The sequence below is a fragment of the Vibrio sp. E150_011 genome (assembly GCF_053544015.1).
The window spans coordinates 298,626-317,363 of record NZ_JBHFOL010000004.1; the positions used below are offsets into that span (position 1 = coordinate 298,626).

The window sequence follows — 18,738 nt, forward strand, 5'->3', positions numbered from 1 at the left end:
CGTGCTTTTTTAAAATAAATTTTAGCGTAAATAGGGTTAGTCTCTAGAATCATTCATCCAAGAGTCCATTAAACGCTCAACACTTTTCCAAAAGCGCTGACTGCTTTCTTTTTCACCGACCAACGAATAAAAGACATGAGCACTTAAATACTGCCCATAAAGCTCAAAAGCGGCCTGCCGAGGATCAAGGTCTGGTTCAAATTCCCCCGCCTCAATGCCTTTCTCAATTTGAATGGTCAGATAGCTTATCCAGCGATAAATAGCGTTGCGCAATGCTGCTTGGAGCTCATCTTGTCGGCTATCACGCCAAGCATCAATAAACATACAACTGCCTTGAAACGATTGATTCCACTTCATCCAATTGTCGATAAGATGGTTTAGTTTCACGCGACTATGTTGGTACTGTGACTCACGAACCGGATTGATCACCCGCTGCTGAAAAGTAATATCCGCAAATTCAACGACAGCAACCTGTAGGTTTGTCTTGGCATTAAAATGCGCAAACAAACCGCTTTTGGATAACCCGCACTGCTTTGCTAACCCGCCAATAGTCAAACTCTCCAACCCATCTCGGCTTGCTAATTCAAACGCCTGACTCAGGATGTGTTCCTTAGTAATTCTTCCTTTGCTCATTAGACCTCGACTAAATTTCTGCTTACTGCTTACTGCTTACTGCTTACTGCTTACTGCTTACTGCTTACTAAGAATTTAGCACGACCGTACTATTTTTCAACAAGCGTTTAATTGTATGACAAGATATGGGACACTAATAACGCTAAACGCGCGCCCTCTTACATTCAGCATTGTTATGCCTCAATTCACTATGGATAACCTCATGAACTTTCTCTTGGATCAGCTGCATTTTTCTTTATCTATCACAGGTCCAATTTGTCTCATGCTGATTCTGGGAGTGGTCTTTAAACGCGTCGGCTTGATCAACGAAAACTTCATAGAGGTTGCCTCCAAATTAGTCTTTCAGGTCACTCTGCCTGCTATGTTGTTTTTGAGCATCGTCACCTCAGAACATGATTTTTCTGCCGCTAGTCAGTTTGTGGGTTTTAGCCTCATTGCCAGTATCACCTTCTTTATTTTTACTACCATAACCGTCAATTACTGGTTTAAAAACTCACCCGATAAAGGCGTAATTATCCAAGGCGGGTACCGTTCAAATACTGCAATTATTGGGTTAGCCTATGTGGCCAACGCCTATGGTGACCAAGGGGTTGCCGTCGCCGCTTTATACGTCGCGGCTACCACATTTTTATACAACATTCAGGCGGTCATCTGCCTCACACCAAAATCGGAAGCGTCGGGGGCACAAGCTGGTAAAGTGATGGTCAGAACACTAACCAAAAACCCGTTGATCATCGCGATTGTGCTCGGCATGGCGTTCTATTTACTGTCTATCCCAGTGCCAACGATTGCCGTTGATGCTGGTAATTATTTTGCTCGTATGACACTGCCACTCGCCTTATTGTGCACCGGCGGCTCTCTCAATCTCAGCTCAATGAAAAAAGAGCAAGGCGCCTCTTGGTTTGCGACCAGTTACAAACTGGTTCTTGCACCACTTTGTATTACTTTTGCCGCGTACTTGATGGGTTTTAAAGGTATTGAAATGGGTGTCATCTTCTTTATGAACGCAGCGCCCGTCGCCGCTGCAAGTTATGTCATGGCGCGTGCAATGGGAGCCAACTCAACACTTGCTGCCAACATCATTGCCTTCTCTACTGTTTTATCAGCCATCACATGCACACTTGGCATTGTTATTTTGTCGTCAATGAATCTTTTATAAGCTTCCTCTTGAATACCTAGACTTAAACGCAGAATCATTCATATTTGTTAAGGCACTCTGCTAGAATACTGGCATCTCGTCAAACTAGCAGACTACCGAACAATGAACAAAAAACAGATTGCAGAATTTTTACAACAAGTGCGCGAAACCAAGCCACTCGTGGTTAACATCACCAACTATGTTGCGATGAATAATACCGCCAACGCATTACTCGCCGTTGGCGCATCGCCAATCATGGCACACTCTAAACAAGAGATGGCTGAGATGATGTCATTCGCTGGTGCGTTAGTGATCAACATCGGCACCATCGATAGCGTCTGGCGCCCAGGTATGTTTTTTGCTGTAGAGCAAGCCAATGAGCACGGTAAAGTGGTGGTACTTGACCCTGTAGGTTGCGGTGCGAGTCAGCTTAGAACCTCGACTGCGCGTCAACTTGCCGAGACCGCCAAGCACCTAATTATTCGAGCAAATGCTTCTGAAGTCATCGCAATGGCAGGCGAAAAAGGCCGTAATAAAGGTGTCGACTCGCTAGACAGCAGCGAGATGGCATTGCACGCGGCAAAAGCCTTAGTCGAGGCGTATCAATGCAGCGTTGTGATCTCCGGTGAAACCGATTATATCGTCACACCTAATGACACGATTGCGCTCAACAATGGCCATGAAATGATGCCTTACGTGACGGCTATGGGCTGCTCTCTGTCTGCGGTTACTGGCGCATTCGCCGCCGTAGGCGATACAACAGGAGCCGCTGCCGCAGCCGTGTTTGGTGTTGCTGGCGAACTGGCTGCTGAACAATCTAAAGGTCCTGGTTCTTTACAACTTAATTTGCTCGATGCTTTGTATCAACTCGACACCGAGACGCTATTCGACAAACTGAATATCACCGTTAGTTAAGGCCATCAATGACTCACAATCCTTATCGCCTGTATTTAGTGACAGACGACGAACAAGACCTCGATACGTTACTCAACGTTGTACAGCAAGCCGTGCAAGGTGGCGTCACCATGGTGCAATTACGCGAAAAACACCATGATGTTCGTGCGTTCATTGAAAAAGCAGCAGCGGTCAAGGAAATACTTGCTGACTCAGGCGTTCCCTTGATCATTAATGACCGTGTCGATGTCGCACTCGCTGTTGACGCAGACGGCGTCCATTTGGGGCAATCGGACATGCCTGTTCATCTCGCTCGTCGCCTGATTGGCAACGATAAGCTACTTGGCCTCTCCATTGAAAATGAACAACAGCTTGAGCAAGCAAATACTTTACCTATCGATTACATCGGCTTAAGCGCCATTTTTTCAACGCCAACGAAAACCAATATCAAAAAAGAATGGGGACTTGAAGGATTGCAATTTGCACTCCAGCAAACCACGTTACCCATTGTTGCGATTGGTGGGATCAATACCTCCAACCTAGCAACTATTGCACAAACTGGTGTTGATGGCGTGGCTTTAGTTTCCGCTATCAGCCATGCCAAATCGCCACAACTGGCCGCTCGTGAGCTCATCGATTTGTTTACTCAAGCTTCACCAACCAAGCGCTGATAAGGACAAAAATGAACGACAAACTCTCCACATCCGCTCTGGCCAAAAGCCGAGATATCATCGCCAAAGACTTATTCACGACACTAAAACGTGCCGGTTACGTATCGTGGCATGAGTCAAAATGGTTACTGACCGACATCGGCAGTCGTTTTGGTGGAGAGTATCGTGACAGTGAGAAATACGGACGTTTTATTGTCTGGCCAAGTAATCTCATCATTGATGACACCCTCATCTCAGACGCCCACCTAAACGCAACACAGGTCGGGGATTATTTCTCCATGCCGGCAAAGAAAATCAACTTACTACTTAGTGAATTAGGTTGGATAAAACGCGACGGCAGCCAGTGGCTTGCGACAACGAGTGGCCTGCGGGCAGGTGCATTACAACGTTCAGACGCCGATAAAAATGTCGCCTTTGTTATGTGGCACCCAAGTGTGTTGCGCAATAAAAGACTCAAGCAATCGGTCGTTGAGTTTAAAGGCAATGACGCCGACAACCACTCTACCGACCGTTCATTCTCACGCTTTAAGCAAAAATTCTCCGCCAAGCACCGCACACTCGATGGCCACTATGTGCAATCAAAAGGCGAGCTTATTATTGATAATTGGTTGTACATGGGAGGAGTATTGCACGCCTACCAGCGTCAGTTGCCGATTGAAGACGATGTCATCAGTGATTTTTATCTGCCCCAAGGGAAGGTCTACATTCAATTTTGGGGTACCGACAACGGCACGGTTGAAGCAAAAATAATCGAAAAAACACGCCAGCTTTATCACGACCATAATTTCGAACTCATTGAGGTTTACCCTGATGATCTCGAACAACTCGACACGGTATTACCAATTAAATTACGACCGTTTGGTATCAAAGCGTACTAATTGGGCTCCGCGAGTCTAAATAGCAATGGTTAAAACAGGCACATACAATCCTGACGACTATGTTCACCAGAAATCATATAAGGTGTCGCGGCTAACACGGTCACTGGCTCTGAATATTGGTGATGATTTTCCTTCTGTACCACAATTGGCTTAGCTAAGGCTCGTAAAAAAGAATCATGATATCCAGGAAGTGCACGTAGCTTTGCCTGTGCACGCTTTGCAGCGCGGTATTGTTTATACGGTCCCACTAGGCATCGGTGCCCTTGTGTTTCAGCCTTTAGCCATACATTATCACCAACTGTCGTTGCGATGCTTTGTAAGAGACGTTGGGATGGCTCATGCTTTAAAAAACCACATTGCAACCAATATGCTTCGTCATGTAGCGAGTTCTCGACAGGCCCCCACACGCCTTTTCCTATTGGACATTGTGTGTCCAATATCATCCCCTGAGACCGCTCATTATCTGATGCAACGCAGACCGACGGCTCAGCACGTAGCGTTGCAATATTTGCCATCAGTATCACTATGACTAGTCCTAACTTCCACATATTCGGTCCTCCTCTTTAGAGAGCCTAGAAGAGCACTAAGACTTGTCAAAAAATGAACGATGTTTTCTTCAGATTAGCGTTAGCTCACAAAGAAATTGTTGAATTCACTTTAAAATATCGTGTAGTTAATGTTAACGACTGATTTTATTTGCTTTTGAAGGATCAAAACATGATGAAAACGCGTCAATGGCCCCCCTTTTTAGTTTTTACCTTTTTGGCCAGCTTGCTCTTCAGTACCACTACTTTCGCCTCTGAAACTAGCACTATACACGCCCTAGATTTGACACAATCAACAATTGGTTACGCCGCATTGCTGATATTTGGTCTCGCGTATGCGCTCGTAATGATGGAAGAATACCTAAAACTCCGAAAATCTAAGCCCGTCCTGTTAGCCGCAGGGCTTATTTGGATCATGATTGGATTTGTTTACAAAGAATTTGATCAGATCGATGTTGCCAAAGCCGCACTCGAACACAACCTACTTGAATACGCTGAGTTATTGTTGTTCTTGCTTGTCGCAATGACTTACATCTCCGCAATGGAAGAAAGGCGGCTCTTCGATGCCTTACAATCTTGGATGGTCGGCAAAGGGTTTAATTTTCGAACGTTATTTTGGCTGACAGGTATTCTCTCGTTTTTTATCTCACCTATCGCTGATAACCTCACCACCGCCTTATTGATGTGCGCCGTGGTACTCAAAGTTGGAGGAAGCAATTTAAAATTCGTTAATATTGCTTGTATCAACATCGTCATTGCCGCTAACGCTGGCGGCGCATTCAGCCCGTTTGGTGATATTACTACGCTAATGGTTTGGCAAGCTGGACACGTCTCTTTTTCTGAGTTTATGCCACTGTTCATACCCTCTGTGATTAACTACCTTATCCCCGCGGTCATCATGTCTTTCTTTGTGCCTAAGACACAACCTGACGCCGTACACGAGCACATTGAGCTCAAACGTGGGGCGTTCCGGATAGTAGGGCTGTTCATTTTAACCATAGCAACCGCTGTCGCCTTTCACGCGGTTCTGCACTTCCCACCCGTCATCGGAATGATGATGGGCCTGTCGTATTTACAATTTTTTGGCTTCTATTTACGCCGAACTTTACCCGTCTCTATCGCTAAAAAGAAAGCGATGGCCATCGCCAACAACGATGATGCCGCGCTTAAGCGATTAGGGTCTATCGTGCCATTCGATGTTTTTCGTCGCGTATCCCATGCCGAATGGGACACCTTGTTGTTTTTCTATGGCGTGGTCATGTGCGTGGGAGGACTGAGTCTACTTGGGTACCTTAGCGTGGTCTCTGAAATCATGTACACGCAATGGGATCCAATATGGGCGAACGTGATGGTGGGCATCCTCTCTGCCATTGTCGATAACATCCCCGTGATGTTTGCTGTTCTGACAATGAGCCCAGAACTTTCAAGCGGCAACTGGTTACTCGTTACCTTAACCGCAGGCGTCGGCGGCAGCTTACTTTCTATTGGTTCCGCTGCTGGCGTCGCTTTAATGGGCGCCGCACATGGAAAATATACCTTCTTTGGGCACCTAAAATGGGCACCTGTTATTGCACTAGGGTATGCGGCGAGTATTTTGGCTCATTTGATTTTAAATAACCATTTGTTCTAACAAAGCGTCTGTTACCAACTAATATCCATTAGTGCATTTTTAATCTAGCTCTACAAAAGTAGAGCTAGATCATTTTTCAAAGGCTAGAAAGTGATTATTTATAAATTGTTCCTGTAAATAAGGACAACATCACATTCTGTATACCCACATACATTATAGATTCCTTTAATTAAGGCATGACAACTAACAAATATAGTTGCACCTTAAAATAAAAGTAATCTTTATACTAATATTGGACAAATAAAAATCAGCCAATGATATAAGATTATTTATTATAAATAACATTTTAATATATCAATATTGGATAAAGCAATGAACACTAATCGGTTTATACTCGCATCATTTACCCTATCTCTACTTAGCGCATGTGGTGGTGGCAGTAGTGAGGATACAAATACCCTTGATACTAAACCAAATATAGATGCAATTGCACTTTATGACGGTAACAAACTGCCAGCAAGTAATCTTAATATAAGTGAACTAAGCACAGTTCTTCCTCATGCTCTATATTTTCAGAACTCTGATTGGACATCCACAATAAATACAACATCTTCGCAACAAGCAATAGCTCCATTAAATAAAACAGAGGGAATTATCAATTGTTTCATCGGTACTAAGAGCATCACAACTAAAATCAACCCTGAAGCACAAACGGGCTATCAAATCCAAAACTACCACCAGTGCGATATTAATGGCGATGGTAATACCATTGACGGAACGTTATTAGTTGAGGTTACAGAAACTGATTTGCTCGTCATGCAGCCTGTTAGTATGAAGATTTCATATTCTAATTTTAAGATGGCCAACTCCGATGGAAATTACAAACAAATAGACGGTTCAATCAAAGATACAGCATTAACATCCTGCCATCATACCCGAGAAAACAATATAAGTATCAACACCAATGTACCTTCGGAATCACTCTGGGTAAATGTTACTACATCCGCACAGTGCACCGGTGAAAGTGAAAACTTTTATGCCAAGCATTTGAATCAATCTGGACGCATTTACATCGCCAACAAAGGTTATTACGATATTAATTCTGAAGATTTAGTTTATTTCCAACAAGATTTTTCGCTCCCTAAGAAATTAGGGACACCATTAGTCCTCGCATCAGGTCAATTCACCATCCGTGCTTTAAATCAAGAGATGGTTCTTACTGCACAATATCATCCAACCGAGCAAGGTGCTGACATGCCAAGTCAATTTGAAATGAGCAGCCATCTCCTTTTGCAGGACGCATCAACCAATGATGTGTCACTAAACGTTCGAATGCCGTCATGGATGTTGAGCATGCCAGAACTGATTAATTTTAGCGATAGCGATGGTGATCGCATGTGGGATGGCTATGAGAATGTATTTGGGCTGGACCCATTAAACGATGATGCGAATCAACACTTAGACAACGATCAATTTACGAATTTAAGTGAGTTTTTGGCCTTCACTGACCCCGCAGATCCTGATAATACCCCTAACGCCAACTTGGCTTTGCTCTGGACAAAATCTGTCAACAACCAGCTGAAACTTGAAGGGCTGATTTCCCCGTATTACGCCGCTAATATCAATCCTTTCTCACTAAGCGTAGATTTGCAAACACCTGCGAATTTATGGCGTTGGGTGCCTACAGTAGATAATGATTGCGCTATAGTCACCATCACTAATGGTCACGGAAAAATTATCTGCAATACTCTTCAAATAAGCCCATTTTCCTCATTTCTTGATCCATCACGAACGTCGACATTACCACAATCAATATTGGGTCAGTTGATTTGGTTAGGCGATGATTCAGGCTATAATCTGCCTCCTGATATGGAGCTAGACATTCAATCAAATCAGCGTATTGCTCACCCTTATATACTCGTTCAATAGACGTGACTATTAGACCTAGTTCATTCTAGGTCTAATTCTGAGTATTATTTCTGTCGAAACACCCAAATTGGCCCAATCAATAAAAACTGAACATCATCAAAAAAGGACGGTTTCTTTCCTTCTATTTTATGCCCCACAAACTGCAGAACCCATAATAAAACAAACAACACGCTCGACACCGGCAAAATGGGTATGGCAAGCAGCGTGAGAAATGAGATGACGGCTAGGCACGCCATGGTGAAGACCAGCATTTGAATCAACACTGTACGTGACAATTTTGCATAGAAAATCATCACAGGTACCATCACAATCCATATCCAATTCATCTGAAAACCCACGATTGAAAATTGGGGTAATGACCAAATCAGCCCAACAATCGACAAATAAATACCCGGCACCGCTATTTTATGAATTTTCCGATTGGTCTCATGTTGATGGCTTTCACCATAAGCACTCAGCCACTCTTGTAGTGATTTCATGAATGTCCTCTAATCCCTTTTGGAATTATTACTCTAGAACATAAACCGGCTCTTTGCCCATCTGCTTTAATCATTCACTCATGCCACAAATAACACCAAATAGATTTACAGTGTAAACCCTTGCAGCATAAGGCCTTAGATTTAAGGTTGTTACAATCCCTTTTCCATTACTTTTATTGTTTTTCAAAAAAATCAAGAGGTTAATTTAACTTAGACCTTGGTCTAGTTAAACAAATGAATACTGTCCGTTATGATACCTAACCGATAATTTTTTCTAATCCAAGACCTAAAGATAAAGGGGTTCTCAATGTTAGATAAGGCGAAGACGCAATTAATGATTATTGATGTACAGGGTAAACTTGCTCAGATTATGCATCAAAAAGAGTCCCTATTTTCGAATTTAAACAGCCTAACACGAGCCGCGATTTTGATGGATCTTCCTATTGTTTGGGTAGAGCAAATCCCAGACAAACTTGGTCCAACAATACAAGAGATCGCAAGCGAATTACCTGATAGAAAGGCAATGGCTAAAAGTAGCTTTAGCGCGTGGGGTGAAAGCTCTGTTCGCGACAGTATTGATAGCAATAAAAAGCAGATATTATTGGTCGGCATCGAGGCACACATTTGTGTGTATCAAACGGCGATGGACTTATTGGCACAAGGCTTTGAGGTACATCTAGTAACCGATGCTATTTCATCTCGAACCGCAGAAAATAAAGCACTCGCCATCCAACGCCTAGCGCGAGAAGGCGCCACACTCACTTCGACAGAGATGGCCTTATTTGAGCTGCAAAAGGTCGCCGAAGGCGATCAATTTCGAGCGTTATTAACATTGATTAAATAGCGACCAACAACTCATAGTAAAGCACAGAAAGCTGTTTGATACATGGCGATATATCATCCATCGGCGCATTTCCAAAACCCAACACCAATGCGCCTTGTTTGCGAGGTGAGATATGCTTCCCTGTTACCTTGTCTTCTTTAGGCTCATAAAAACACAGCGGACGAACAATTATGTCTATTTCGTTGGCTCGCCTAGATAATTCTTCTTCGTCCACTCCGCTATGCCATTGAACCGTAGTATGCAGCCCAGCGGCTTGAGAAATGACGCTCCAGTCACCTGAAAAATGGTCTTCAATCGCACGCGTCATTGCCTGACACTTGTCTTCATAAACACGTCGCATTTTTCTAATATGACGCACTAAACTGCCTTCTTCAATAAAGTCGGCCAACCCCGCTTGAATATGACTAGGGGTATCTCCTGTTAGTGCATCTTTAATTTCTAGACACTTAGCGACTAGATCAGTAGGCACCACCATATAACCCACTCGCAATGCGTTAAACATCACCTTACTCATGGAGCCGATATAGATAACTTGCTTTGCTGCATCCGCTTTTGCCGCCAACCCTTGCATGCTACTGAAAGGGCGGCTATCAAACTGGAACTCGCTGTCATAGTCGTCCTCTATGATCCAGCTTTCGTTCTTCTTAGCCCACTCGATCAGTTGCAATCTTTGCGCAGTATTCAGTGAGTAGCCCATTGGATATTGGTTACTTGGCGTTAGATAAATACCCGACGCTGATTTAGATAATACCGCCTCCAAATCTAAGCCGTCTTTTGCTGTCGCATCAACATAATCATAGGCGATAGAGAACAGATCTAAGACTTTAACAACTTGGCGATATCCCGGTCGCTCAACCAAAAAATGACGCGGTGAATGTGCGTTCTCACTTTGAGTGGCCAGTAACGCTATAGCGATGGATTGTTGCGCCCCCGATGTAACAATAATTTGGTTGGCGCTGCATGCGACGGAACGGCTGCTGGATAGATAGCGAGCTAACGCGTCTCGAAGTGTCAGTAACCCCTGTAAATCTTGATTACCTAACAGCGACGTTCGTCCAGCGTGTCTTTGTAGACAGCGTTGCCACTGCTTATCTGGAAATAGCGACAAGTCTGCAATACCGGGAGAAAATAAGCCATTACTTGGTGCACGACTCGTTCCCAACATGGTTTCAGCAGGTGAAGAGTGAGCCGAAAGAAAACGGTCTGGCAACGCCACTGCAACAAAGAAACCCGCCTTTGGTTTGGCAATCAAATACCCTTCAGCCACCAGCTGATCATAGGCTTGTATCACCGTATTCCGGCTCACTTTGAGCTCAATCGCCATATTTCGTGTTGAGGGCAGTTTCGCTTCTGATATCCAATGCCCTTGAAGTATCTTCTCTCTGATTTGCTCAAATAAGCTGCGTTGAAGCGTCTGTTTTTGCGTCGATAACGTAATATCACCAACATCAATCTCACTCACCTTTGGATCCATCCTTTTGTATTAATTGGCTCTAATAACAGTACCAGATTTCAATTACTTTTGTTACATCACATGGATTGAGGAATAAAAGTATGCTTTCACAGACTAAACGCACAGAGATAAAAAAAGGCAGTCACAAAGCAGTATTAGAGCAACAAGCGCTCTACGATATTATTGATGAATCGCTTATCGCCCATGTCGCCATCACTGATGAAAACGGGCCTGTGGTCATACCGATGTTGGCGTGGCGTTTAGATAAACGAGTATATATTCACGGAGCAAAAAACAGCCGCTTGTTACGCTCATTAAAATCGGGACAAGCAACCTGCTTAACGTTTACGCTATTTGATGGCTGGGTGTTAGCTCGCTCAGCCTTTCACCATAGCGCACACTATCGCAGTGCGATGATATTTGGCACGTTTACTTCCGTTGAGGATAAACAAGACAAAGATAGAATACTCAATCACTTCATCGAGCATATTGCACCCGGACGGACGAATGAGGTAAGACTGAGCAACGATAAAGAGCTGGCAGCAACGGATTTGTTGGCAATTGAATTAACAGAGGCCTCTGTCAAGATTGGTCGGCATGGAGTCAATGATGACGCTTGTGATATGGACGTGAAGGTATGGGCTGGTATTTTGCCCTATCGGACGGTCATTGGCCCTCTGGAACCTTGCGACGACCTCAACCCCGAGATCACCGCACCCAATTATCAGCAAGCTTATACCGGCCGTTGGCATAGTGATTAATAGGCCGTAGCAACGATGATGTGCCGTGAAAGTACTATGCGGTTCATCATCGAACAACATTCGACACTTCATTAGTGTTCAAGACAAGCGTTGTCATTGAATCTCTACAATGACGTGAAAAGATAGTCCTAAATATGCGACGAATGCCAAACTGTTACACTTCTTTACGCACCAAGCGTTGCCACTATTGATGCAACACATGAGACAATCTGAGGGAGCCTGAGAGAACGGGCTACATTATTTTTGTGGTCAATTAATAGGAGTCAGTGTGACGAATAACAAGATAGTGAGCAGCTTTGAACTTGCCAGAATTGTTGCTTTAATTGCTGTTATATCTATCCATAGTCAGCTTTTTTTGACTCATAGTTTCATTAACGATGAGCCTTGGCTCAACTACATTACGAATCAAGCGGCTCGCTTTGCCGTTCCGCTGTTTTTCATCATTGCTGGCTATTTGATACAGCCCAAGCTTAACAATAAGCCCTATCAAACCACCAAGAGCTACAGCTATCCTCTTATGATGATCTGGTTGGTATGGAGCGTCATTTGTCTTGCAACCCCATTCAATTTTGCTGTTGTCGCCGAGCATGGCTATCTCGCAGAAAGGATGGGGTATTGGGGCTACTTATTACAAAACCCACTCAATACATTATTTGAGGGCGGCTTAGTCCACCTCTGGTTTATCCCCTCTTTATGCTTAGCCGTATTAATGATCGCGTGGTTTGTTGATAATCATTGCCGCACACTCTTGATACCGTTCGCCGCTATTATTTATGCGTACGGTCTTATTGCAGGCAGTTACCAGGTTATCACTCAAGATGAGACCGCCATTTTCACCCGTAATGGCCCGTTTATTAGCTTTCTAATGGTGTCTATTGGGTTTGAGATTCGACGTCGAAACTGGCATATGTCATCAAACAAAGCACTACTTCTCGCTATTTTTGGGATGACTATCCACTTTGCTGAGGCATTTTACTTACACCCATTAGGGCAAGAGTTTAACAGCAACGATTTTCTTGCTGGCACCCCATTTTGGGCAACCGGTATTTTCTTCTGGTTACAGAGTAAGCCGAACCTAGGTAACACACCTATTGTCCATAAGCTCGCTAAGCTTGTACTGCCGGTCTACGCAGCTCATTTGCTCGTCACAATTGGGTTTAATAACCTTTCCGGCCTTTATGGCATGGAATATATGGCAAGAGATGCAGTGGTCTTCTTTGGCACCGTTTTGGTGACGCCAATCTTGGTGTGGCTTCTCGAAAAAACGCCGCTGTCGACCCGCTCATTTAGGAAGCAAAAACAAGCGTTACCTACTAGCACTTGTACCACTCCTAAATAACTGATAGAAAGTGGCCAACTTTCCTGTTTGGTCACTTTTTCTATGAATTCATCCCCCTCTCTCGAGCACATTCTCAATACGCGCCGCTCCGTTCGTAAATACGATATGAAGGCAAATTTCGACCATCAAGCGGTGCAGAAGTCATTAGAACTTGCCACACTAAGCCCTAACAGCAGCAACATGCAGATGTGGGCATTTCACCGCGTGATCAGTGAAGAAAAACGCCACCAGCTTGCTGACATTTGTATGGGTCAAAACGCCGCAAAAACGGCCAATGAACTGATTGTTGTCACCGTAACACCCAACATTTGGAAACAACGCGCGGAAATGAACGCAGAAACTGTGAGGGCTGCATTTGCAGGGCGTGAAGACAACACCACTAAACGTGCCTTAAAATATTACGACTCACTGATCCCGACACTGTACAACAACGACAGAGTCGGCCTAAGAGGCATCGCTCGCAAGCTATACACCTCGTGGATAGGTCGCAAAAAACCGATGGTGCGCGAAGTGAGCAAAGAAGATGTACGTGTGTGCTTACACAAAAGTGCGGCGTTGGCCTCAATGACATTTATGCTGTCGATGCGCGAGCAAGGTTATGATACTTGCCCAATGGAAGGATTTGACTCTCGTCGTGCCAAGCAGTTGCTAGGGCTTGATGAGCGCCACGAGATTACCATGATCATCAGCTGTGGGGTTGGCGCTCAAGATGGTGTATATGGGGAACGACACCGTGTACCCATGTCTGAGGTCGTATTTGAACACTGATATCTAACAGCAGATATCGGCGCGGTCCTGTCGATATCTGCTCCGACAACACTTACTATTTCTTGGTACCCACCTATCCCGGCCCCCATGACGCCACCTCGAATCAGTGATTGCGAACATCTCGTAGGGTTTTACCACAACGAGAAAACAACGCCTGCCAATAATTGACGTGCTCTCGATTCGACAATGAAAACTGATTATACAGCGCACGAACGTCATAAACACTGTCTGCCTTATTGTATTTACTTGCCGCTTCGATAAACCGCAACTCACCAGACACGACGCGATACTCCGAATCTAGAAAAGAGAGATAAGGTTGGATCTTGGCGATAAACACCTGATTAAATACGTTGACGAGATAGTTAAAACGAGTGGTATCGCGATGTTCACCGCACACGATTGCAGAGTCATATTGGCTTAGCTGTCTGGTAACAGCATCGAGCCATTGCGTACTGGCTTGCAATGAATAAGCAAGGTTGCCAATAACAGGATTTTTTTCAAGCGTTTCTTGAAACGGCATAATGAAGGGAGGAAATGGCATGAGAACACCATCAGATTCTAATTGCGCAATAGACTCAGTAATATCATTCAGTGCAAGCAACGATGGTTTGACCTTCATCATGACACTGCCGGAGGTGGGCTCTAGCCAGCCACTACTGTTTAACTGGGTTCTCATCGCATCACTGGTAAACAGTAAATTGTAGAAATGCTTCGAAAGGTAGCGATATTTGATGCCGAGAATGACCTGTAAATCTTGCTTAAGCGCACTATCAATTTGGCTAGAGCCAATACAACGCTCTAAGCCTTCAATGAGTTGAATTTGGTAGTCAAAGTTTCTGAAGGCGTCTTGTACCTTGCCAAGGCTAGAGTTTCGCTCTGCGATAATGCCAAACAATTGGCACTGACGAAGTTGGTACGTGTCGACGATACCCAGCGTTGTCACAGGTATCGCCTGGAGCATATCTCGTTTACCGGGTAAAAGAACCAGCGGGGTTTCTGGTGGTGCCAACAAGGGTCGCTCTTGGATTGATGCGACCTTACGTTGGTAGTCTGTAAAGGTTTCCGTCATGGTGTCAGGCTGAAAGCAACCAGATAAAGCGATCGACGTAGTCGTCCATACCATCAGATGTCGACGCACATTACACCACGTCGAATTTCGTTTGTTGGCTATTTTTCTTGCTGACATCGCGACCACCTGACGTTGCGTATTCGCTCTCTCTACCTTGTTACGCATTCAAGAAACCGTCTGAAAACCTAAGCCGGGTCACCGAGCATTAGGTGTCCAGTGTTTACAAGTATTAAGTGTTTACAGACATTAAACGTTTACAGGTATTAAGTGCTTACTAGTATCCAACTTATTACGTGACGTGCGCTTATTATCGATCAGAAATAGCAGCAATGCCGTGTGCTTTTTTTCAACGCTTTTAGAAGCGATGGTTAGCGCTCTGCATACTCAAGTTGCAGTTCATCCGTTTGTCTGTGCATCCATAGCAAGCGAATCGTCAACATAAGCGCAGCGGCTGACAGACCGACAATGAATCCGAACCAAAAGCCAACAATGCCCATTTTATCAACAATGACATCCGTCATCGCAAGCAGGTAGCCAAGGGGAAGTCCAATCAGCCAATAAGCAATAAATGTGCAATTGAAGATCGCTTTCATATCTTTATAACCACGCAGCGCACCAGCCGCGACAACTTGAATGGCGTCGGTACATTGATAAATAGCGGCGAAGATAAGCAACTGCATAGCGAGTGTCACCACCTCGGCATTATCGGTATACAGATAGACGATCTGTTGTTTGAAAAGTAGCGTTGCCGTCGCCGTAAACATAGCAACGGCTAGGCCGACAATTAACCCTACTCGACAAGCAATAATGGCGCCCGCTGTATCTATTTCGCCCAACTTATGGCCAACCCGAATACTGACGGCGGCACCAATACTCATGGGTATCATGAACACTAGAGAAGAGAAGTTCATCGCAATTTGGTGAGACGCAACGACCAACGACCCCAGAGGCGCAGCAAGCAATGAAACGACGGCGAACAACGTCACTTCAAAGAAAATGGCCGCTGCAATCGGAAACCCAAGTTTGAACAATCGTGTTAATGCTTTACGATCAGGTTTGTGCCATGCACTAAACAAGCCTATGTGTTTGAGTCTTTGGGTCGTCGCAACGTAAAACAGCATCATGAAAAACATCAACCAATAAACGATAGTCGTCGCGATACCACATCCTACCCCTCCTAATGCTGGCGCCCCAAACTGCCCATATACAAACACCCAGTTAAGAGGAATATTGACGACTAACCCAATAAAACCGATAACCATAGCAGGCTTAGTTAATGACATCCCGTCGGTATAACTTCTTAATGCCTGGAACAACAAAAAAGCGGGAACCGCGAATATAACGGCATAGATATAGCCTACGGTTTTTTCGGCCATTACCGACTCAATGTCCATCACATTCAGTATGCCTTCAATTTGCAGAAGCACCACAATAGTTGGAATGCTGATCATTAACGCGAGAATAATGCCTTGATGGATTTGAAACGGCACTTGGTCTTGTTTTCCGGCACCATTAAGTTGGGCAACGACCGGGATGATCGCCATAAGTAGGCCAACACCAAATAATATCGAAGGAAGCCATATGCTTGCTGCAATAGAAACCGCCGCCATGTCGACAGCGCTTACGCCACCAGCCATAACCGTATCGACGAACCCCATCCCAGTTTGAGCAATGGAGGCAATAAGAACGGGGGAAGCCAGTTTTATTAGGTCTTTAGCTTCTGTTTGATAACGATGCAAGAGTTGAGTTCCAAGATTTATAAATAACCAGCACGAATGATAATGAATAATGAAATTCACCACCATGATTAATTATTATTTATTAGATCAGGGTAAACGGCTTGTCATTAGCTTATGAAAGAGCATAGAGGATGACAACGAAAAGGCTCTCTATCGCCAACTCATAGATTTGGCAATAGAGAGGTAGTCAGATAGGGGAGGAAGGGCTAAGGTTGCCCCAGCGCTTCACGATCCCCCCCACCATGGCGGGTTCGATACAAGTGGGTGCCAGCCAGAGCAATTAAAGCCCCAATCACAACAAAAATTACCCCACCAGACACCGTGCCCGCCGTCACCGCTAATGCCATCACTAGCATCCCCAACGCTTGACACATTCTACCTAAGTAAGCCCCTTGCCTGAAATCGACCTTGGCTTCTTCATCCGCGCTGATCGGTGTTTGTAGATTATGTTCGAGCTTACTTCTCTCGCCTTCACGCTCACCAACCGGCTCTCGGTAAAAGTAACGAGAAAGCATAAAGAACCCTCCCGTAATCAGCAGATGAGCAATTAATGTTGCCGCAACTTGTAAATCCACCGTCTCTCGATGAGTGAAGCTTTCAGCACCAAATAGCGGTAACAACCAAGAGACTTCAAAGATAAAGTGCATAAAAGCCGAGACTAACAAGCCCACAACGATCGTTGCCCATCCAGACCAATCAGGCGTACGAAGAGTCACAAACGCCAGCAAAGACGGCACTGACAGAGGCGTCTGCAATAACGCACCAAACAACATCATAATATCAAAGAAGCTGTATTCTTTTATCGAAGCAAACAGCAATGCCGCTCCAACCGATAACACACCATTCACGACCGTCGACAGCTTACCCATGCGCATTTGCTGAGCTTCTGTTGCTTGCGGGTTGATCACCGATTGATAGACATTTCGAACAAAAATACCCGCGTTACGATTGAGCGCCGTTGTCATTGGTGAGATAGTCGCTGCAATCATCGCCGCCAGCACAAGACCGAGCATGCCGGTTGGTAGATAATGATCGATGTAATACACGTAGGCGGCATTATTAGCACTCTCTCCCAGCATCGGATAGTACGCCATTAAATCCACGCCCATTGACGCCGTCACCCATGGGGGAATAAACCACATCACTGGGCCAATAATAAACAATAAACCGGTGACAAAAGCCGCCTTCTTTGCCTCTCGCTCGTTGGTGGTCACTAAGAATCGGTAGCACGACAACGCGTTATTGGTGTTCATGGTTTGCTTCATCATGATCACGACCACCCAGATCCAGAAAATCTGCCAATAATTAATATCATGACCCATAAAGCTTTCAGTCGGATACGAGTGAGCAAGCGACAATGGCCCACCAATTTCAACCAAGGCAAAGGCACCAACCGTCAAGGTAATCGCAAGCAACAGAATAAGTTGGATCACATTGGTCGCCGACACGGTCCAAGATCCGCCACTCACCGCAATGAAGGTAACCAAACACCCCACTCCGATAATCGTAACGAACAAATCCACTTGGAAAACCGCGGAAACAAAGATACCTAAACCATTCAACCAAATCGCTGACGAAAGAATCGTGAGCGGGAATGAAATCCAGGTGTAAACTTGCTCAGAGCTTTTACCAAATCGAACACGGATGACTTCCATGGCCGTTTCGACTCGAAGCTTCCGATAGCGCTCAGCAAAAAACCAAGCTGCAACGAAAAAGCCCAACGCATTACCCCAGAAGATAAACAAAACCGTCAAACCATCTTCATACGCTTTTGCCGCAGCTCCCGTGAATGTCCAAGCCGAAAACTGAGTCATAAAGGCGGTTGCCCCGGCCATCCACCACATCATCGCGCCACCGCCACGTATAAAGCCAGACGAATCGGTGGCAAAGCGTTTAAATGCTAACGCTGCTGCTAGAATAAAAACGAAATAACCTAGGATAATAATCCCGTCTAATGTCTCCATGATTCTCCTTTTCCTTATCCCATAACGAAAAAAAGCCGGGCAATGCCCGGCTTAAAATTCAAAA

The 18,738-nt window shown here is 44.8% G+C and carries 17 protein-coding genes; 10 read left to right on the top strand and 7 right to left on the bottom strand.

The window, feature by feature from the left end:
• Positions 1–36: 36 nt before the first annotated feature.
• Complete coding sequence (locus ACE1OE_RS09695) at positions 37–633, bottom strand: TetR/AcrR family transcriptional regulator (protein ID WP_449210882.1); 597 nt, start codon at positions 631–633, stop codon at positions 37–39.
• Between the two features lie 202 nt (positions 634–835).
• On the opposite strand from ACE1OE_RS09695, the gene ACE1OE_RS09700 reads away from it, so the two are divergent.
• From ACE1OE_RS09700 to ACE1OE_RS09715, 4 genes are all read left to right on the top strand, one after another.
• Positions 836–1,792: an AEC family transporter gene (locus tag ACE1OE_RS09700; protein WP_449210883.1), complete on the top strand. Its 957-nt coding sequence runs from the start codon at positions 836–838 to the stop codon at positions 1,790–1,792.
• A 102-nt stretch (positions 1,793–1,894) separates the two neighbouring features.
• On the top strand, positions 1,895–2,686 hold the full coding sequence (gene thiM, locus ACE1OE_RS09705) for a hydroxyethylthiazole kinase (RefSeq protein ID WP_372061065.1): 792 nt from the start codon (positions 1,895–1,897) through the stop codon (positions 2,684–2,686).
• A gap of 8 nt (positions 2,687–2,694) precedes the next feature.
• The gene (gene thiE / locus ACE1OE_RS09710) at positions 2,695–3,336 is read left to right on the top strand and encodes a thiamine phosphate synthase (RefSeq protein WP_449210884.1); all 642 of its coding nucleotides are present in this window, start codon (positions 2,695–2,697) and stop codon (positions 3,334–3,336) included.
• Positions 3,337–3,347: 11 nt separating this feature from the next.
• Complete coding sequence (locus ACE1OE_RS09715) at positions 3,348–4,214, top strand: glycerol kinase (RefSeq protein ID WP_449210885.1); 867 nt, start codon at positions 3,348–3,350, stop codon at positions 4,212–4,214.
• A gap of 29 nt (positions 4,215–4,243) precedes the next feature.
• On the opposite strand, the gene ACE1OE_RS09720 is transcribed toward ACE1OE_RS09715, so the two are convergent.
• Positions 4,244–4,762 (bottom strand): SPOR domain-containing protein, encoded by a 519-nt coding sequence (locus ACE1OE_RS09720; protein ID WP_449210886.1) that lies wholly within the window; start codon positions 4,760–4,762, stop codon positions 4,244–4,246.
• 172 nt (positions 4,763–4,934) lie between these two features.
• On the opposite strand from ACE1OE_RS09720, the gene nhaD reads away from it, so the two are divergent.
• Together nhaD and ACE1OE_RS09730 are read left to right on the top strand one after the other, a co-directional pair.
• A complete protein-coding gene (nhaD, locus tag ACE1OE_RS09725) occupies positions 4,935–6,389 on the top strand; it encodes a sodium:proton antiporter NhaD (protein ID WP_449210918.1) in 1,455 nt (484 codons plus the stop codon).
• Between the two features lie 312 nt (positions 6,390–6,701).
• Positions 6,702–8,258, top strand: coding sequence for a hypothetical protein (locus ACE1OE_RS09730; protein WP_449210887.1), 1,557 nt, complete (start codon positions 6,702–6,704; stop codon positions 8,256–8,258).
• A 44-nt stretch (positions 8,259–8,302) separates the two neighbouring features.
• On the opposite strand, the gene ACE1OE_RS09735 is transcribed toward ACE1OE_RS09730, so the two are convergent.
• The gene (locus ACE1OE_RS09735) at positions 8,303–8,737 is read right to left on the bottom strand and encodes an Mpo1 family 2-hydroxy fatty acid dioxygenase (protein WP_449210888.1); all 435 of its coding nucleotides are present in this window, start codon (positions 8,735–8,737) and stop codon (positions 8,303–8,305) included.
• Positions 8,738–9,044: 307 nt separating this feature from the next.
• Between ACE1OE_RS09735 and ACE1OE_RS09740 the strand changes: the two genes are divergently transcribed.
• Complete coding sequence (locus tag ACE1OE_RS09740; RefSeq protein ID WP_449210889.1) at positions 9,045–9,581, top strand: hydrolase; 537 nt, start codon at positions 9,045–9,047, stop codon at positions 9,579–9,581.
• On the opposite strand, the gene pdxR is transcribed toward ACE1OE_RS09740, so the two are convergent.
• A complete protein-coding gene (gene pdxR, locus ACE1OE_RS09745) occupies positions 9,574–11,043 on the bottom strand; it encodes a MocR-like pyridoxine biosynthesis transcription factor PdxR (protein WP_449210890.1) in 1,470 nt (489 codons plus the stop codon). The two genes, ACE1OE_RS09740 and pdxR, sit on opposite strands and share 8 nt — an antisense overlap.
• A gap of 92 nt (positions 11,044–11,135) precedes the next feature.
• Between pdxR and ACE1OE_RS09750 the strand changes: the two genes are divergently transcribed.
• The 3 genes from ACE1OE_RS09750 (at position 11,136) to ACE1OE_RS09760 (ending at position 13,902) form a co-directional block, all read left to right on the top strand.
• Positions 11,136–11,795 (top strand): pyridoxamine 5'-phosphate oxidase family protein, encoded by a 660-nt coding sequence (locus ACE1OE_RS09750; RefSeq protein WP_449210891.1) that lies wholly within the window; start codon positions 11,136–11,138, stop codon positions 11,793–11,795.
• 268 nt (positions 11,796–12,063) lie between these two features.
• Positions 12,064–13,134 carry an acyltransferase gene (locus ACE1OE_RS09755; RefSeq protein WP_449210892.1) on the top strand — a complete coding sequence of 357 codons (1,071 nt, stop codon included), beginning with the start codon at positions 12,064–12,066 and terminating at the stop codon, positions 13,132–13,134.
• 42 nt (positions 13,135–13,176) lie between these two features.
• Positions 13,177–13,902, top strand: a complete 726-nt coding sequence (locus tag ACE1OE_RS09760) for a nitroreductase family protein (protein ID WP_449210893.1) — start codon at positions 13,177–13,179, stop codon at positions 13,900–13,902.
• Positions 13,903–14,005: 103 nt separating this feature from the next.
• On the opposite strand, the gene ACE1OE_RS09765 is transcribed toward ACE1OE_RS09760, so the two are convergent.
• The 3 genes from ACE1OE_RS09765 to ACE1OE_RS09775 form a co-directional block, all read right to left on the bottom strand.
• A complete protein-coding gene (locus ACE1OE_RS09765) occupies positions 14,006–15,136 on the bottom strand; it encodes a DUF3080 family protein (protein WP_449210894.1) in 1,131 nt (376 codons plus the stop codon).
• 203 nt (positions 15,137–15,339) lie between these two features.
• Positions 15,340–16,710 (bottom strand): MATE family efflux transporter, encoded by a 1,371-nt coding sequence (locus ACE1OE_RS09770; protein ID WP_372061079.1) that lies wholly within the window; start codon positions 16,708–16,710, stop codon positions 15,340–15,342.
• Positions 16,711–16,916: 206 nt separating this feature from the next.
• On the bottom strand, positions 16,917–18,674 hold the full coding sequence (locus ACE1OE_RS09775; protein WP_449210895.1) for a sodium:solute symporter family transporter: 1,758 nt from the start codon (positions 18,672–18,674) through the stop codon (positions 16,917–16,919).
• Between the last annotated feature and the right edge of the window lie 64 nt (positions 18,675–18,738).